The following is a 14,362-nucleotide window of genomic DNA, read 5'->3' as shown; positions in this document are numbered from 1 at the left end:
GCTACTACCTCTTGATCGCTTGGTCAGAAGGCTGCGTTGCAGATGAGGGCCCCGAGAATTCCGACGGCCGCGGGCCCTGCCACGGAGGCGGCCCTGTCACGGGATCCAGGCGTACCCCCAGTCGGGCATTCCCTTGTCCGGGATCGGGAGGAACTGGTGCACGATGCGTGGCCCCGGACACGTGCGGGGATGATCGCGGAGCCGGTGGGCCCGAGATCGAGTGACGGCGGGATCGATGTGGCCGCCCGGCAGCGGCGCGGCGGTGTACGCGCCTGCCGTGCCGCTGATCTCGCCGACGAAGTTGTGCACGTTGCTCATGGCGGCTCCTAGGCCGAGGCCCGGGGACGATCCGCCCCGATCCTCGTGTGCGGGGTGCGTTTCCCATGGCTCCCTTCAGATGAAGGCAGGGATACCCGCGCCCCGCCCGGCGTCCGTGACGAGCGTGCCGATCGCAGCCGAATCGCCCGTGGGGCAAAGAGCCTTGGCGTCGGCGCGCCCGCGCGCCGCATGCCGGATACGCCGAGTATGTACGGCGATGTCGACTGACACCGGAAGTGTTCACCGGCGCCCAGGGGGCGTCAAGGTCGCCGACCGCAACGGTTGACGGCCGTTGTGGCGGCGGTCGGGCCTGCCGGGCCGGGTGACCGGTTGCATGGCCTGGCGGCGCCCGGTCGGGTCGTTGTTCAGATGTGGTCGGGGCCGGCGCGGGCTTCGCCGAGCCGCGCGAGGCCTTGCTGGTGGTGTCGTCCGGCCTGCGCTTGGGCTCCGCCCGTAGGCGATCGCCCAGCCGCATCCGACTCTTCGCTTCTAGCCACCAGCATCCACCTGACCAGGCGGTCTCTCAACCGGACGGGCGGCCCGGCCCCTGGCCTCCTGACTGAGTCCTGCAGAGACCGAGTCCCTGTCAGACGCCCCCTAAGAGGCTCCACACCGCGCAGCTGCCGGCGTCGTCTCGCCGCCACGGCGGGTCTCATGCCCGGGCGTACCCGCGCGGCCCAGCACCCAACTCGCCCCGTGCAACGCCTTCGCCGCCTTCTTCAGGGGCGCCAGGCACGCCGCCGCCTGCCGGTGGTCGGTCACACTGCCCGGCGCGCACAGCACCGTGGCGAGCGACAGCGTGACCGGCCGACCGCCCGCCGACCAGGGGGCGTCCAGCAGGGACGCGGCCAGCGGATCGAGGCCCTCCGGTTCGGCGAGCACCAGGAAATCGTCGCCGCCGATGTGTCCCACACGGGTGCCGTCCATCGCGGTCTGCTGCAACGCACGCCCCACCGCCCGGATCAGCTCGTCACCCGCCGCGAACCCGGCCCCGTCGTTGACCTGCTTGAAGTGGTCGACGTCCAGCCAGCTCAGCGCGAACGCCCGCCCGGACGCGATCCACCGGTTCACCTCCCCGGTGATCACGTCCGAGCCGGGCAGCCGCGTCAGCGGATTCAGCCCCGCCGCCTCCTCCACCCGTGTCTCGGCCAGTGCGCGCACGAGGTCCGCGAGCCGGACGACGCCCACACACCGCCCGTACTCGTCCACGACGGCGACATCGTCCGACGTACGGTCCCGCCCGCCGACCGCGACGACGTCCAGTACCTCCCAGGCGGTGGCGTCGATGCCCACCGTCCGCGGGGAATCACCGAGCTTGGCCGCCGGCCGGTCGGCGTAGAGGGCATGCCCATAGCGCCCCGACATCGACAACAGGAACCGGGACCGGTGCACCGACCGGACCGGCACTCCGGCGGTGTCCACGAGCAGGACCCCGGACACGTCCGGTGACCCGGTCAGCAGCGCCCGCACCTGCGCCGCGGACGCCGTGGCGGGCAGCAGCGCGGCGGGCCGCACGAATTCCCGCACCGACGGTCCCGACCGCGGCACGGCCACATCGGCGGGGGAGCGGGGCGGGACGTAGACGTCGGCGGCGGGCAGCCGGGCCGGCGGGGCGAACAGTTCGCCCTGTGCCAGCTGCGCCCCGGCCGCAAGCGCCACCGCGCACTGCCCTTCGGTCTCCACGCCCTCGACAGCCAGGAGAGCCCCCAGTTCGTCGCACAGCGTCCGCATCGACCGCACCACCGCCGGCCGCGCCAGCAGTGACGCGTCCAGCTTCACGAGCTCGGGCGTGATGTCCGAGAGGAGCCGCAAGGGCGCGTCCCCGTCCCCGACACCGTCCGCGCAGATCCGGAAGCCCTGACCGCGCAGCCTGGACACCGCCTCCAGCAGTGCCCGCTGCGGCACGTGCGTGTACGGCGGACAGATGTCGATCGTCACCTCCCAGGGAAGCCGCCCCGCCTCTCGCACGGCGTCGTGCAGCGAAGGGAGCCCGCCGAGGTCGGCGAGGGTGCCGGCGAAGGCGTTGACGAAGAGCGGCAGCAGGGTCTCCTTGCGCACCGCCGCGCGGAGCGCGGACACCGCCAGCCGACTGTCGAGCTCGGGGTCCCGGCGGGCCTCGGCCAGGATGTCGCCGGTCTCCGGGCGGGCGAGTATCTCCAGTCCCGTGACCGCGCCGGTCGTCAGATTGACCACCGGTTGGAAGGCGAAGCGGAGAGTGTCCGTCCAGGAGTGCACGGCAGCATGATGTATCGCCCGGCGTACGCCCAAGCCCAGTTCATGAGACGTTCACGCAGGATTCCGGAGTGGTCACGCTGCGTAGATCAAAGGCGTGGTCGCGATCGCACCATCAGCGTCCGCGGCGGCACGGGCCCGCACACGTCCAGGCACGATCCTGTGCATGTCCGGGGCGTCGTCCGGGCATGTCCGGGCCCTGTTCCGTGCCACGGCCGGGCGCCACCCCAGGCCGCGTCCAGGCGGCACCCCGCGCCACGTCCGAGCACCACCCGCGCCGCGTCTCGGCACCGCCTCAGCCCACGCTGACCTCGCACCGCACCCGCCGCGTCCCCGCGTCGCCCATGCCGTGCCCGGCACCGCCCCGAGCCGCGTCCAACCCACCGCTCACCGCACCGCGATCACCGCTGATCCGTGCCCGAACAATCCCTGGTTCGCGCTGATGCCCACGCGCGCTCCCGCGACCTGCCGGTCCCCTGCCTCGCCTCGCAACTGCCAGGTCAGCTCGCACACCTGGGCTATCGCCTGCGCCGGAACCGCCTCTCCGAAGGAGGCCAGGCCGCCGCTGGCGTTCACCGGTATTCGTCCGCCCAGGGCGGTCGCCCCGTCGCGCAGCAGCTTCACGCCCTCGCCCTCACCGCACAGCCCCAGGTCTTCGTACCACTGCAACTCGAGCGCCGTGGACAGGTCGTAGACCTCGGCCAGCGACAGATCCTCCGGCCCCACCCCCGCCTCCTCGTAGGCCGCTCGGGCGATGGACACCCGGAACGGCTCGGCAGGCGGGTCGACCGCCACCGCGGAGTCCGTGGCGATGTCCGGCAGGTCCGGCACCGTGTTCGGGTACCGCGGCGTCAGCGTGGCCACGGCCCGGATCCGCACCGGATCCGCATGGCCGTGCCGACGTGCGAACTCCATGCTCGAGAGCACGACCGCCGCGCCCCCGTCGGAGGTCGCGCAGATGTCGAGCAGCCGCAGCGGGTCGGCGACGACGGCGGAGGCGGCCACCTCCTCCGCGGTGACTCGCCGGCGGTAGCGCGCATGGGGGTTCAGCGCGCCCATCGCCGCGTTCTTCACCTTCACCTGTGCGAAGTCGCCCGGGGTGTCCCCGTGCATGGCCATGCGCCTACGGGCGTACAACCCGAAGTACACGGGGTTGGTCGCCCCGAGGATCCGGAACCGCAGCCAGTCGGGATCGTCGGGCCGGTCCCCGCCCGCAGGGCGGAAGAATCCCTTGGGAGCGGCATCCGCTCCCACCACGAGGACCACCTCGGAGAGCCCGGAGAGGATCTGAGCCCGCGCGGCGTCCAGGGCCTGGGCTCCGGACGCGCACGCCGCGTACACGCTCATGACCCGGGCCCCTTGCCAGCCCAGTGCTTTAGCGAACGTTGCCCCGGCGACATACCCGGGATAGCCGCCACGGACGGTGTCGGCGCCGATGATCGAGCCGATGTTCCGCCAGTCCAGCCCGGCGTCGGCGAGCGCCGCGCGGGCCGCCGCTACGCCGTACTCGACGAAGTTCCGTCCCCACTTGCCCCACGGGTGCATGCCCGCACCCAGCACCGCCACCTCACCTGTCACGCCTTCACCCCCGTCGGCCGCCAGTGCCAGGTCGTCCAGGTCGCATCCGCGTCCTCGTGGAGCACGCCGGGCACGACCTCCACCTCCATGCCCACCGTCAAGTCCTCGACGGTGACCCCGGGAGCCGCCTGACCCAGCACCACGATCCGCTCGGCCTCCAGCTCCACAGCGATCAACGCGCACGGCGCCCACGAAAGTTCCGGATCGCTCACGTAGGGTGACGGCGGCCGATACCGGCTGTCCGTGTACGACCAGACGCGGCCGCGCCGCGACAGCGGGACCTCCGTCAGGTCTGCGCCCCCGCAAGCCGGGTTGCGGCAGTGGTGGTCCTCGCGGGGGAAGAAGACCGAAGAGCACGCCGCGCAACGCGTGCCGAGCAGCCGGAAATCCTCCCCCTCCCCGGCGAACCACCCCGCTACCACTGGCGTTCGTGTACGCGACACAGTGCCTCCCCGCAGACTGAATCTGACGGAACGTCAGAAGTCTGCCACGGCCTTCCGGATTTCGGCATCCCTTCCCCGGCGGGACCGTCTCCTGGTAGACGCAAGAGCCATGACACGACTCACGACCGTGGCACGCGGCCTGATTACCGCCTTCGCCGCCGTGCTGGCAGGGACCGCCCCCACCGCCACCGCCCAGGCCAAGACCGGGCCCCATGCGCCCAAGGACTTCGTGGCCCTGAGAAGCGTGGACCCGACGATCATCCAGGAGATGCGCTACGTCACCCCGCACAACTTCGTCGGCGAGCGCATCGACGGCTACGCCCAGCCGATCTGCGTCCTCACCCGCCCCGCCGCCCAAGCCCTCCACAGGGCCCAGACGAAGCTGCTGCGCCAGGGCTACACACTCAAGGTGTACGACTGCTACCGGCCGCAGCGTGCGGTGGACCACTTCGTCCGCTGGGCCGAAGACCTCGACGACCAGGCCATGAAGGGCGAGTTCTACCCGAACGTCGACAAGACCCGGCTGTTCACCGACGGTTACATCGCCGAGAAGTCAGGACACAGCCGTGGCTCGACCCTTGACGTCACCCTCGTGAAACTGCCGGCGAAACCGATCCGGTCGTACCACCCCGGAGAGCCCCTCGTGCCCTGCTTCGCCCCCAAGGACGAGCGGTTCCCCGACAACTCCGTCGACATGGGAACCGGCTTCGACTGCTTCGACACCCTCTCGCACACCCTCGACCCCCGTGTCCAGGGCGAGCAGCGCGCCAACCGGCTGCTGCTCAAGAACACCCTGGAGGGCCTCGGCTTCGTGAACCTGCCAGAGGAATGGTGGCACTACACCTACAAGCCCGAGCCCTACCCGGACACCTACTTCGACTTCCCCGTGTCCAGGAAGGCGCTCACCAGCGCTCACTGAGCCGCCCGCCCGAGACGCCCTCTCCGTGATCGGCTACAGTCCGCCGCGTGTCCGAAACTCAGCACTCCAGTTCCAACCCCGCGCCGGACTGCCACTGTTCGAGCTGCGGCGCACCCTACGGAGAGGGCGTCTCCGGCTGGCCCCGCACCTGCCCGGCGTGCGGCAAAGTGGCCTACCGCAATCCGCTCCCGGTCGCGGTGGCCCTTCAGCCCGTGTACGACACCAAGGGCACCGCCCTGGTCGTCATCACCCGAACCGTCGCTCCCGCGCGCGGGGGCACGGCCCTGCCCGGTGGCTACATCGACGACCGGGAGGACTGGCGGCACGCCGTCGTACGCGAACTCAAGGAGGAAACCGGCATCGACGCGGCCGTCCGCGACGTACGCCTCGTCGACGCGATGAGCTCGCCCGACGGACACCTGTTGCTGTTCGGCCTCCTCCCGGAACGCCCTGTCGAGGGCCTGCCACCCTCCGCCGCCACGGACGAGACGGAGGGCTGGCACCTCCTGCGCAGGGCGGAGGAACTCGCCTTCCCCCTGCACACCGTGGCCGTACGGGCCTGGTTCGAGGGCCGCTACATCTGAGCTCAGCGCTCCCCGGCACCGCGAACGCGCACCGGGTGGGACGGCACGCCCCCGCCGTCCTCACCCTCCCGCTCGACGACGACCCGCGCGCCCATCCACCGAGCGGTGTAGCGCTCGATCTCCGGCTCGTCCCACCCGTCGCCCCCGTCCGGCACGACCAGCCCGCTCCCGGTGCGTCCCCGGGCGGGTGCCCACACCTCCAGCTCCAGCCTGCCGTCCTCCCCGCGTACGGGGAGCACCGCACCCGCGCGTGCGAACACCGGGATCCGCGACAGAGGTGCGTCGACGAGCACCTGCGCCGGCCCCTCGTACGCCCGCTCCGTCACCGTGTCGTACCAGCGCCCTCGCGGCAGCTGCACGGCACGCCGGTCCGCGCCCGGGTCGAGCACCGGCGCCACCAGCAGGCTGTCGCCCAGCAGGAAGGCGTCCTCGCAGTCACGCAGTGCCCGCTCCTCCGGCGCAACCCACCACAGGGGCCGCACATAGGGTGCTCCGGTACGCCGCGCCAGATGCGCCAGCGTCACGAAGTACGGCAGCAGCCGCCGGCGCTCCAGGAGCGCCACGCGCGCGTGCTCCAGCACCTCGGCACCGAACTCCCACGGCTCCCTGCGACCCGCCCGCAGACTCGCGTGCGTGCGGAAGAGAGGCAGGTACGCGCCCAGCTGGAACCAGCGCAGATACAGCTCGGGGGAGGGATCCCCGTCGAAGCCTCCGATGTCCGGCCCCGAGTACGGCACGCCGCACAGACCGAGGCCCATCACCAGCGCCAAAGAAGCCCGTAGCCCCGGCCAGCCGGTGGCGACGTCCCCCGACCAGGTCCCGCCGTAGCGCTGCATGCCGGCCCACCCGGAGCGGGAGAACAGGAACGGCCGCTCCTCGGGCACGAGTTTCCGCAACCCCTCGAAGCCCGCCCTGGCCATGCACAGCGCGTACACGTTGTGCGCCTCACGGTGGTCACCGAGCCGTCCCTCCAAGGAGTGCCGCGCCGAACGCGGCAGCGTCGACTCCCCGAAGGCGGCGAACGACGTGGGCTCGTTCATGTCGTGCCAGAACCCCGAGAACCCCTGCGCGAGCCGCTCCTCGTAGAGACCGCCCCACCACTCACGCACGCGCGCGTGCGTGAAATCGGGAAACACCGCTTCCCCGGGCCACACCACACCCCGCACGACCTGCCCCGAGGCGTCCCGCACGAACGCGTCCTCGGCCGTCCCACAGTCGTACACGGCATTGCCGGGCAGGGCCTTCACGGCCGGGTCGACGATCGACACCAGCCGGATGCCCTCCCGCCGGAGTTCCTCGGCCAGAACGGGCAGCTTCGGGAAGCGGTCCTGGTCGACCGTGAACACCTGATGCGCGTCGAAATGGTCGATGTCCAGGTGCACGGCGTCGAGCGGCAGACCGTGCTCCAGGTAACCCGCGACGATCCGCCGCACCTCCTGCTCGCTGCCGAACCCCCACCGCGCGTGGTGGTGCCCGAGCGCCCACGCGGGCGGCAGCGCGGGCGCGCCGGTGAGCGACGCCCAAGCGAACAGCACGCGCGCGGGGGCGCCCGCCATCACCCAGCAGCGCAGAGGACCGCCGTCCATCCGCATCTCGCTCGTCCCGACCCGGTCATGCCCGGAACCCGCGCCCTCCTCGCCCGCCCGCAGCGTCACCGTGCCGTCCCACGAACTGTCGTGGAACACCAGATGCGTACCGCCGTCGGCCACCACCATCTGCACCGGCATCGTGATGTACAGCGGGTCGTCACCAGGCGCGAAGGCGAAACCGGGGTCGGTGTTCCACAGCCGGTACGTCCCGTCCGGCAGCCGAGGACCCGAAGCACGACCACCGAGCCCGAAGAACCGCGCGTCGGCGGCCACCTCCGACCGCTGCATCCACCGCGCCGGACCGCCCCCGACCGGCTCCCACCACCGCGGCGGCAGATCACGGCGCAGCGTCACGCCACCGGGGGTGCGCACCTCCACCGCGCCATGCCGCGACACGACGACCGTCACCCGCTCGGCCACCACCCGCCAGCCGCCGTCCTTGTCCGGCTCCAGCACCACCCGGGGATCCGCCTCCGGACACCGGCCGGCCAGCGCGTACGACGGCTCGGGCTCCGCCCCGTCCCAGCCCCAGAAGACGGCTCCGCTCACGGCGACGAGAATCCGCAGCTCCGACCGGCTGAAACGGACGACACCGCCCCCCGGCCCCGGCTCCACCTCCTGCACGACCCCGGGCACCCGCGCACGCTCCGCCCCGCGCGGCGGCAGCCCGGTGGCGTCGGCCCGCCGCCTGCGCCACGCTGCTCGTACGGTACGCACACCCTGTGCCGCGCCCACCGAACCTACCGCTTTCACCGAACGCACCAGGTCACGACCGTTCATGCTGCTCACCCTGCCACTGACCGCCCCACGCGAGCGTGTCGTTCAACTGCCGTTCATCCGTGCCGGGACCACATCTTCACGACATGGACTATGTGGGGCGCACCCTGGTGCCGAAGTCGATCACATGGCATTGTCCGTGCCAGCCGCGTCACGCGCACACCCCAGCCCGTGCGCGGAGGACGCACACGACGCGCACAGTCCGGGAGCCGACCATGTCGACCGATAGTCCTCAGCCGCTGTGGCAGCCAGACCCCGAGCGCATCACCCGGGCACGGATCACGAGGTTCCAGGCCTGGGCAGCCGAGCACCACGGCGCCCCCGCCGAGGGCGGCTACGCAGCCCTCCAGCGCTGGTCCGTCGACGAGCTGGACACCTTCTGGAAAGCCCTCACGGAGTGGTTCGACGTCCGTTTCTCGACGCCCTACGCGCGCGTGCTCGGCGATCGTTCGATGCCCGGCGCGCAGTGGTTCCCCGGCGCGACCCTCAACTACGCCGAACACGCGCTGCGCGCGGCCGGCACCCGCGCTGACGAACCGGCCCTCCTGCACGTCGACGAGACGCACGAACCGAGCCCCGTCACCTGGGCCGAGCTGCGCCGCCAAGTCGGCTCCCTGGCCGCCGAACTGCGCACCCTCGGCGTACGCCCCGGAGACCGCGTCAGCGGCTATCTCCCCAACGTCCCGCAGGCCGTGGTCGCCCTCCTCTCCACAGCCGCCGTGGGCGCCGTCTGGACGTCCTGCGCGCCCGACTTCGGCGCCCGCAGTGTCCTCGACCGCTTCCAGCAGGTCGAACCCGTCGTGCTGTTCACGGTTGACGGCTACCGCTACGGCGGCAAGGAGCACGACCGCCGCGAGATCGTCGCCGAACTGCGCCGCGAACTGCCCACCCTGCGCGCCGTCGTCCACATCCCCCTCCTCGGCACCGAGGCACCCGAGGGCGCCCTCGACTGGTCGGCCCTCACCTCCGCCGACACCGACCCCGTCTTCGAGCAGGTGCCCTTCGACCACCCCCTGTGGGTGCTCTACTCCTCCGGGACGACCGGCCTGCCCAAGGCCATCGTCCAGTCCCAGGGCGGCATCCTGGTCGAGCACCTCAAGCAACTCGGCCTGCACTGCGACCTGGGGCCCGAGGACCGCTTCTTCTGGTACACGTCGACCGGCTGGATGATGTGGAACTTCCTCGTCTCCGGCCTGCTCACCGGTACCACGATCGTCCTCTACGACGGCAGCCCCGGGTACCCGGACACCGGCGCCCAGTGGCGGATCGCCGAACGCACCAAGGCCACCCTCTACGGCACCTCGGCCGCCTACGTCATGGCCTGCCGCAAGGCGGGCGTCCACCCGTCGCGCGACTTCGACCTCTCCTCCGTCCAGTGTGTCGCCACCACCGGCTCCCCCCTGCCACCCGACGGCTTCCGCTGGCTCCACGACGAGGTCCGCGACGACCTGTGGATCGCCTCCGTCAGCGGCGGCACGGACGTGTGCTCCTGCTTCGCCGGAGCCGTCCCGACCCTCCCGGTCCACGTCGGCGAGCTCCAGGCCCCCTGCCTCGGCACCGACCTCCAGTCCTGGGACCCGAGCGGCAACCCCCTGGTCGACGAGGTCGGCGAGCTCGTTGTCACCAACCCCATGCCGTCGATGCCCATCCACTTCTGGAACGACCCAGACGGCAGCCGCTACCACGACAGCTACTTCGACACCTACCCCGGCGTATGGCGGCACGGTGACTGGATCACCGTCACCTCCCGCGGATCCGTCGTCATCCACGGCCGCTCCGACTCCACGCTCAACCGCCAGGGCGTCCGCATGGGATCCGCCGACATCTACGAGGCCGTGGAGCGCCTTCCCGAGATCAGGGAATCCCTCGTCATCGGCATCGAACAGCCTGACGGCGGCTACTGGATGCCCCTCTTCGTGCACCTGGCCCCCGGAGCCGTCCTCGACGAGGCCCTGCTGAACCGCATCAAGCAGACCATCCGCGAACAACTGTCACCGCGCCATGTGCCCGACGAGATCATCGAAGTACCCGGCGTCCCGCACACCCTGACCGGCAAGCGCATCGAGGTCCCGGTCAAACGCCTCCTCCAGGGCACCCCGCTGGAGAAGGCGGTCAACCCGGGCTCCATCGACAACCTCGACCTGCTCGGCTTCTACGAGGACCTGGCCCGCAAACGCGCCTGACCGCCCCCTGAGACCACTCATCGTAACCATGGCTGTCGACGTGATCATGTCCGCTTCATAGTCGCTGACCTGTGATGTTCCTGCTTGCCCGGGCGGGTGATCACCATGCCCACCCCCGTTGTCAGTGCTGCCGATTACTGTGAGTGAGCATTGATCGACCGTGCACAGGGGGAACAATGACGCAGACGGACAACCGGACCATGCGACGTGTCCTGCACCGAGAAATCGCCGGCACCATCGGCCTGATCACCGACGAGCACGACTTCCGGGCCATGCGGCGCTACCGCAGCTTCACCTTCCACGACCACGCCGCCTACCTCAAACATGTGGAAGGCCTCCTCAGGGCACGAGCCCTGCAAGGCAGCCACACCACGGTGGCCCTCTTCGACCCCGAGGAGTACGCCGAGTTCTGCACGCAAAAGGGACTTGATCCCGACAACCCGTCGAGCCGCACACGCTTCACGGCACGGCTCGCGGTCACAGGCCCGACCCTTCCCTACGAGGGCCAGCCGCTGGCGGACCTCCTCCCGGCCCTCGTCGACGAGGCCGTGCGACAGGCCACCTGGGAATACGCGACCACACTCCTCGCCCGCCTGGGCGCCTGCACCACCTGCGGCGAGGACATCGGCCACGCCGCCTTCACCCGGGCCTCGGACCTCCTCGTCCGCATCCTCGACACGGCCCCACCCGGCAGCCGGCACCTCGTATGCAGCGTCACCGGACCGCCCGAAACCCTCGTCGCCGCCCTCCATGTCGCCGACACCGACGGGGCCGTGAAACTGGACGAGGCCGAAGCCCTCGAGTTCGCCACGGTCCTGGCCCTCGGCCTGGCCACCGAAAGCCCAGGAGGCCTCGTCATCCGCGCCAGCTCCCCAGGCGCCCCCGACCGCGTCTACGGCTGGCGCCTGCGCGCATACGGACTCGTGGCCCTCACCGCGGGAGAGGTCTTCGACGCCTACTGCACCGACGTCGAATCCGGCGATCTGATCTCCCCCGAATCCAACGTCGACTACTGCGAGCCGCCGGACCTGGGAGAGGTGAAACCCGAACAGGGACACAACCACTGAAAAGCGGGCGGGGCGCCCCACCGCAGTGGAGCGCCCCGCCCGGGCAGCCTCGGCCGGCCATGGCCCGGCTCACTCGCCCGACAACACCGCCTGCGCCGCGCTGCGCGCGTCCTCCGCACTGTCCGTGGCCCGCGCCGCCGCCGCGGCGCGCTCGCACTGCGCGAGCGTGTACTTCGCCAGCGTGGCCCGGACATAGGGAATCGACGCCGCGCCCATCGAAAGGGAGGTGACGCCCAGACCAGTCAGCACACAGGCGAGCAACGGGTCGGACGCGGCCTCACCACACACGCCACAGCTCTTGCCCTCGGCCTTCGCGGCCTCGGCGGACAGCGCCACCAGGTCGAGCAGCGCCGGCTGCCACGGATCCTGGAGACGGGAGACCGCACCCACCTGACGGTCGGCGGCGAAGGTGTACTGCGCCAGGTCGTTCGTCCCCAGCGACAGGAACTCGACCTCCTGGAGGATCGAGCGCGCCCGCAGCGCGGCCGACGGGATCTCGACCATCGCGCCGAACTTCGCCCGCAGTCCGGCCTTTCGGGACGCGTCCGCGAAGGCCCGGGCATCGGTGCGGTCGGCGACCATCGGGGCCATGACCTCGAGGTAGACCGGCAGCCCCTCCGCGGCCTTCGCGAGCGCCGTCAGCTGGGTGCGCAGGATCTCCGGGTGATCCAGCAGAGTCCGCAGACCCCGCACGCCGAGCGCCGGGTTCGGCTCGTCAGCCGGCGTCAGGAAGTCGAGCGGCTTGTCCGCGCCCGCGTCCAGCACCCGCACCACGACGCGTCCCTCGGGGAACGCCTCCAGCACCTGGCGGTACGCCGCGACCTGCTTCTCTTCGGACGGCGCCTGCTTGCTGTCGTCCAGGAAGAGGAACTCGGTCCGGAAGAGGCCGACTCCCTCCGCCCCGGCCTCGACCGCTGCCTCCACATCCGCCGGGCCGCCGATGTTCGCGAGCAGCGGCACCTTGTGACCGTCCGCGGTGGCACCGGGGCCGGTCGAGGCCGCCAGCGCCGCCTTGCGCTCGGCGGCCGCGGCCTCGAGCTGAGCCTTCTTCTCATCGCTCGGGTCCACGAAGATCTCGCCGGTGCTGCCGTCGACGGCGATCATCGTGCCCTCGGCGAGCTCACCCGCACCCGGCAGCGCGACCACGGCCGGCACCCCGAGCGCCCGCGCCAAAATCGCACTGTGGCTGGTCGGACCGCCCTCCTCCGTGACGAAGCCGAGCACCAGAGTCGGGTCCAGCAGCGCGGTGTCGGCGGGCGCGAGGTCACGGGCGACAAGGACATAGGGCTCGTCGCTGTCGGGGACACCCGGCATCGGCACCCCCAGCAGCCGGGCGACGATACGATTCCGCACGTCGTCGAGATCGGCCACGCGACCGGCGAGGTACTCACCGGCACCCGCGAGCAGCTCCCGGTACGAGGCGAACGCGTCGTACACCCCGCGCTCGGCCGTGCTGCCGACGGCGATCCGCCGTTCCACGTCCGCCATCAGCTCGGGGTCCTGGGCCATCATGGCCTGCGCCTCGAGCACCGCCTGGGCTTCACCCCCCGCCAGGTTCCCCCGTGCCATCAGGTCGGCCGCCACAGCCTCCACGGCCTTGCGGGCGCGCCCCTGTTCACGCTCCGCCTCCTCCGCGGGGATCTGCTTCGCGGGCGGCTCCAGCACCGCCGTTCCCATGTGCCGAACCTCGCCGATAGCCACACCGTGGCTCACGCCGACGCCTCGCAGCGTTGTGTCCATCTCACCCGTCTCCGATAGTGCGGCGGATCCGACCGCCACGTTGGTTCTCCTGCTAGCCGCCATACGACGGCACTGACGTCACTTCCAGAGGAAGAGACTGTCGCCGGCCTTCACATCGCCGTCGTCACGAAGATCGGAGAGTGCTTCGGCCGTGGCCTCCAGCGCCACGATCGGGCAAATCGCGGACTTGCCGGCGGCCTCGACGGCAGCCGGGTTCCAGCGCACGATGCCCTGACCGCGCCTGACGGTGTCACCCTTGTTCACGAGCAGCTCAAAACCCTCGCCGTTGAGCTGGACCGTGTCGATACCGAGGTGGGTGAGAACACCGTGACCGTTCTCGTCCACGACGACGAACGCGTGCGGGTGCAGGGAGACGATGACGCCGTCCACAGGTGAGACGGCCTCGGAAGGCTCACGTACGGGGTCGATCGCTGTGCCCGGGCCGACCATGGCCCCGGAGAAGACCGGATCCGGCACGGCTGCCAGTCCGATGGCGCGTCCTGCGAGTGGGGACGTCACGGTGGTCATGGGAAGCCTCCCAGGGGTGGAGATCGATATGGGCCGTCCCTGTCGGTACCGGGCGGCACACTGTTCAGCAGGGTATGTCACCTGAAGTGCCGGTTCCGCAGGAGCGCTTCAGAGTGGTCTAGACCATACCGCATATCGATTTGCACCCGCTCTGCGGCCGCGTGTACAGTCGTACTCCTGCTTGGGGCTGAGCGACGCGACCTCGCGTGCCGGTCCGGCAGCACCCAACTTGCCAGATCCTATCTCGGGGTCGCCTTCTGCATGCCTGCAGGACGGTGGTCAGAGGGCCGGAAAAACGCTGGTAGAGTTGGAAACGCAAGACCGAAGGGAAGCGCCCGGAGGAAAGCCCGAGAGGGTGAGTACAAAGGAAGCGACCGTTCCTTGAGAACTCAACAGCGTGCCAA

Annotated in this window: 10 protein-coding genes and 1 pseudogene; 4 read left to right on the top strand and 7 right to left on the bottom strand. The window is 70.9% G+C overall.

Going from position 1 to position 14,362, the window contains the following annotated elements; all coding sequences use genetic code 11:
* Positions 1 to 23 precede the first annotated feature (23 nt).
* From ACIBL4_RS19435 to ACIBL4_RS19420, 4 genes and pseudogenes are all read right to left on the bottom strand, one after another.
* Positions 24 to 212 (bottom strand): annotated as a pseudogene (locus ACIBL4_RS19435) (aquaporin family protein); the annotation flags it as partial.
* A 703-nt stretch (positions 213 to 915) separates the two neighbouring features.
* A complete protein-coding gene (locus ACIBL4_RS19430; RefSeq protein ID WP_399411626.1) occupies positions 916 to 2,553 on the bottom strand; it encodes an EAL domain-containing protein in 1,638 nt (545 codons plus the stop codon).
* A 384-nt stretch (positions 2,554 to 2,937) separates the two neighbouring features.
* Positions 2,938 to 4,128, bottom strand: coding sequence for a lipid-transfer protein (locus tag ACIBL4_RS19425; protein WP_399411624.1), 1,191 nt, complete (start codon positions 4,126 to 4,128; stop codon positions 2,938 to 2,940).
* Positions 4,125 to 4,550 (bottom strand): Zn-ribbon domain-containing OB-fold protein, encoded by a 426-nt coding sequence (locus ACIBL4_RS19420; RefSeq protein ID WP_399412578.1) that lies wholly within the window; start codon positions 4,548 to 4,550, stop codon positions 4,125 to 4,127. The genes ACIBL4_RS19425 and ACIBL4_RS19420 overlap by 4 nt, the downstream gene beginning before the upstream one ends.
* 130 nt (positions 4,551 to 4,680) lie before the next feature.
* Between ACIBL4_RS19420 and ACIBL4_RS19415 the strand changes: the two genes are divergently transcribed.
* Positions 4,681 to 5,490 carry a M15 family metallopeptidase gene (locus ACIBL4_RS19415; RefSeq protein WP_399411622.1) on the top strand — a complete coding sequence of 270 codons (810 nt, stop codon included), beginning with the start codon at positions 4,681 to 4,683 and terminating at the stop codon, positions 5,488 to 5,490.
* A 47-nt stretch (positions 5,491 to 5,537) separates the two neighbouring features.
* Positions 5,538 to 6,074, top strand: coding sequence for an NUDIX domain-containing protein (locus tag ACIBL4_RS19410; RefSeq protein ID WP_399411620.1), 537 nt, complete (start codon positions 5,538 to 5,540; stop codon positions 6,072 to 6,074).
* Positions 6,075 to 6,076: 2 nt separating this feature from the next.
* Here ACIBL4_RS19410 and ACIBL4_RS19405 read toward each other — a convergent pair whose 3' ends face one another.
* Positions 6,077 to 8,443, bottom strand: a complete 2,367-nt coding sequence (locus ACIBL4_RS19405; RefSeq protein WP_399411618.1) for a glycoside hydrolase family 31 protein — start codon at positions 8,441 to 8,443, stop codon at positions 6,077 to 6,079.
* Positions 8,444 to 8,655: 212 nt separating this feature from the next.
* Between ACIBL4_RS19405 and ACIBL4_RS19400 the strand changes: the two genes are divergently transcribed.
* Together ACIBL4_RS19400 and ACIBL4_RS19395 are read left to right on the top strand one after the other, a co-directional pair.
* Positions 8,656 to 10,623, top strand: a complete 1,968-nt coding sequence (locus ACIBL4_RS19400; protein ID WP_399411616.1) for an acetoacetate--CoA ligase — start codon at positions 8,656 to 8,658, stop codon at positions 10,621 to 10,623.
* A 176-nt stretch (positions 10,624 to 10,799) separates the two neighbouring features.
* Complete coding sequence (locus tag ACIBL4_RS19395; protein WP_399411614.1) at positions 10,800 to 11,690, top strand: hypothetical protein; 891 nt, start codon at positions 10,800 to 10,802, stop codon at positions 11,688 to 11,690.
* 69 nt (positions 11,691 to 11,759) lie between these two features.
* Here the strand turns inward: ACIBL4_RS19395 and ptsP are convergent, their stop codons facing one another.
* Positions 11,760 to 13,430 (bottom strand): phosphoenolpyruvate--protein phosphotransferase, encoded by a 1,671-nt coding sequence (ptsP, locus tag ACIBL4_RS19390; RefSeq protein WP_399411612.1) that lies wholly within the window; start codon positions 13,428 to 13,430, stop codon positions 11,760 to 11,762.
* Positions 13,431 to 13,508: 78 nt separating this feature from the next.
* A complete protein-coding gene (locus ACIBL4_RS19385; RefSeq protein WP_356928626.1) occupies positions 13,509 to 13,958 on the bottom strand; it encodes a PTS glucose transporter subunit IIA in 450 nt (149 codons plus the stop codon).
* Positions 13,959 to 14,362 lie beyond the last annotated feature (404 nt).

It is taken from the genome of Streptomyces sp. NPDC050416 (assembly GCF_044458845.1).
Taxonomy (GTDB): Bacteria; Actinomycetota; Actinomycetes; order Streptomycetales; family Streptomycetaceae; genus Streptomyces.
The sequence above is the reverse complement of the archived record's forward strand: the minus strand, read 5'-3'. Positions and strand labels throughout refer to the sequence as shown.

Excerpts from the sequence above, each read along its gene's own strand:
- ACIBL4_RS19415 (WP_399411622.1), top strand. The coding sequence starts at position 4,681 with ATGACACGACTCACGACCGTGGCACGCGGCCTGATTACCGCCTTCGCC.
- ACIBL4_RS19405 (WP_399411618.1), bottom strand. The coding sequence starts at position 8,443 with ATGAACGGTCGTGACCTGGTGCGTTCGGTGAAAGCGGTAGGTTCGGTG.
- ACIBL4_RS19400 (WP_399411616.1), top strand. The coding sequence starts at position 8,656 with ATGTCGACCGATAGTCCTCAGCCGCTGTGGCAGCCAGACCCCGAGCGC.
- ACIBL4_RS19395 (WP_399411614.1), top strand. The coding sequence starts at position 10,800 with ATGACGCAGACGGACAACCGGACCATGCGACGTGTCCTGCACCGAGAA.
- ptsP (WP_399411612.1), bottom strand. The coding sequence starts at position 13,430 with ATGGACACAACGCTGCGAGGCGTCGGCGTGAGCCACGGTGTGGCTATC.
- ACIBL4_RS19385 (WP_356928626.1), bottom strand. The coding sequence starts at position 13,958 with ATGACCACCGTGACGTCCCCACTCGCAGGACGCGCCATCGGACTGGCA.